This is a genomic window from Mycobacterium persicum (genome assembly GCF_002086675.1).
Classification (GTDB): Bacteria; Actinomycetota; Actinomycetes; order Mycobacteriales; family Mycobacteriaceae; genus Mycobacterium; species Mycobacterium persicum.
Map to the genome: position 1 here is coordinate 1 of NZ_MVIF01000201.1, position 2,905 is coordinate 2,905.

General features: G+C 61.1%; 2 protein-coding genes. Both read right to left on the reverse strand.

What is annotated here, in order from left to right; translation table 11 throughout:
• Window positions 1-403: 403 nt before the first annotated feature.
• Complete coding sequence (locus BST40_RS32195) at window positions 404-1,093, reverse strand: hypothetical protein (RefSeq protein WP_244174521.1); 690 nt, start codon at window positions 1,091-1,093, stop codon at window positions 404-406.
• A gap of 246 nt (window positions 1,094-1,339) precedes the next feature.
• Entirely contained in the window at window positions 1,340-2,158 is an 819-nt protein-coding gene (locus BST40_RS27725) for a hypothetical protein (protein ID WP_244174523.1), read from the reverse strand.
• Between the last annotated feature and the right edge of the window lie 747 nt (window positions 2,159-2,905).

A 2,905-nucleotide genomic window follows, 5' to 3' on the forward strand; every position in this document is an offset into this window, starting at 1 on the left:
CTCATCTTCGGAAGACCTCGACCCCTATCCCGGCAACGACGCGCCGACCACCTCTACACCCTCATCTGCGAAGAGCCGGCAAAGTTCTCGACAGCTGTCTTGCTGGTCAATTCAATTCACCACCGCCCCACGGTCTCGGTCTTCACAGCTGCGAATAGTAATACGGTTGCACTCGGCGCAGTGCGGCGTCCGCGTGGTGCTGTTTATAAGTCACCGGTTGCCGCCGGAATTGCTGATGTACGCGTGTGAGACTTCCGCGGTCGGACTGGCGCCGCTGGCTGCTCCATAGCGGCGCACCCTAACTGGCCAAGAGCGCTGAATCGCAAAGATTCACTGGCGGTTTCGCGCCATGAGTACGCGTTGTCCACGCAAATCCGCCCATGGATGGAGGGACTTCGGGCCCTTACCTAGCCGTGATCAGGCGGGCATCTTGTTGGACGAGAAGCGGATTGATGAGGTCGACCACGATCCAGTGCCTTGTCTCGTCGACGCCGGTGATCACGCCGAGGTTGTAGATGGTGCCATCGAGGTCCACGGTGACCGGAGAACCGAGCACCCACTGCTCGATGGGCTTGGTGGTGTCGTCTGCAGCCACGACGACGCGAGCCACGCCAGCGGGCAGGTCCTTCAGATCCGGCGTGGAGGCCGGGTCGAGCACGTGTCCCGTGACGACGACTCCGTCGACGTTGCTCCACCTTGCAGGCGCCTTGCGCTGTTCGACCGGCTGTACAGCCTGAACGGTTGCGCCGGTCGGCATCTGGTCGTTGACTTTGACGTCCACCGGAACCGCCCACTCTGGCTGACCGGAACTGAATATCGCCAGGGGGGAAGTCGGGATCGTCCACGGTTCGTTGGCAACTGCTGGTGGTACATCGCCCGGGGCGACGTAGGTGATTTCGCCGACTTTGATTCGACGGGGTGGTTCGCCGGCGGCCTGCATCTTCATCACCGACACCGGCGCATGCGCAGCACCTTGAGCACATTGCGCCGCGGTGATGAAGCCGCGCAGCCGCTGACCGCCATGATTCGCATCGGGGTAGTCGATATAGAAGCCGGCTTTGCACACCATGGTGGCGGCCAAGTCACCAACCATGATTGGAGACCCTGGTTGCAGCGCGGTCACTGGCCCCGACGTCAACGTCGGCGCGTTGATCGACGGCGGAGGTGGGGCAAATGAGGCGGAGGACTTAACGCTCGATGACGTTGTGCCCGACGACTTGTCGCTGGCATTCGACGCGCACCCGGTCGCACCCAGAGCCAGGGCGGCGGTCAGGATTATCGGCGCCGCTGCGTACAAAGTCCTACCTCGCCGAGTGATCTGCGGTATCTGCATGTGGGCTCAGCGGGTTGGGCCTGGGGTCGGCGTGGGGGTCGGAGTCGGACTCGTTGACCCGTCGGGCCACTGTATATGACCGTCGACAATCTTCGCGCCGCACTCCGTCACTTGCCGAATAAGGATTCTCTGATCATACAATAGCCTGTCTTTCTTAGCCTGCAACTCTTGTCCACGCCGGATATAGTCTTCCGCCTTTCTGCGCTCCTCTGGGTCGTTAATATTGAAATCATGTTTTTCACGATTGTAGGCATTGATTTCATCAGTAAGTTCCGCGTCCCTCTTGTTCCATTCGTCGATTTTCCTCATAAGTTTTGCAATGTCTTCAGGATCACATTTCGGAGGGGATGGAGGGGTTGTTGTAGTAGTTGTTGTCGGATTATCCGCTGGGAAGATGTTGCCGACGCCGGCCATTGCGGTCGTAACTCTGGCAGCGATTTGCTGATCCAGCCCAACCAGTTGCATGGCGCGCTGGCGGATGTCGGCAGCAAATGCTTGAGCCTGGGCTTGCCTGGCAGCTCGCACCGCAGATGAGCCGCCCGCCGAGCGATCAGTGACGCAGAGATTTTCACCGATATCGAATCCCGCGTCGCGGGCGTCTTCAACCGCGTACCGCACCCGCGACCTGGCCGCATACAAATCGGACGCCGCGCCGCGCGCGACCTTGGCCGCCTCATGCAATTGGTCGGCTAACTCGCCGACCGCTTTATGGTCGGCGTAGGTCCGAGTGCGCAGCGCCTCCGCTCCATTGCCCTTCCAGTCGACCGAAAGACTGTCCCGCCAGTTCTGGCTGAAGACCTCATACCAACGATTGCCGGTAGTCACCCAATAGTCAGCCGCCCGGGTGAGATGCTCTATGGGCCAGGACAAAAGCTGCGACAAACTCGGAAAAGACCCACTTGCGGCCGCCATTGCTACCAGCCCCTTAGCGGATCTGCTACCGCAGCTAGCTCGGCCGCCGAGGTGGCCTCATTGTTGATATAGCTAGCGTCGCCAGCGGCGACCTTAGCTGCACTGGCCTGCACCCGACCCGTGAGCGACTCCGCAGCAGTCGCCACAGCAGCATGCCCGGCGTTTACCGCCGCTACGGACGGGTGACACGACGACTCAATCGGCGGCGGCGTGCTGGCGCCCAGCTCACCAGCACGCACGTGCAACCGGAGAGCCATCGCCCGCACGCTTCCCGGATCAACCCTCAGCATCTCCATGTGGGGAGCATAGGGCGTATCCGAAATTTACGTGTGCAACCACTTCTGCCGCGGAGTCCGGACGATTCTGCGATGAACCTCGCATCGGGATCGACCGCCATCGGAGCCACTTGCGAATGCTGCCCGATGGAGCGGGGTGTCGCCATCAGCCGATACTCCTTTAGAGCGGACGCCGCAAGCATCGGCGTATAGCCCACCCGGGCTGGCGTGGCTGTTACCGAGCTGTCATCGACATCGCCGCAGCCCAATAGGCACTGGAGTGCGCGCAGACGGCAGCAGGACGGAAGTTGTCAACCTGAATGAGGCACCGTCGAGCGGTATTTACTGAGTGGCCTCCTCGGTGTCGTCGGGCTTGTTAATCCAC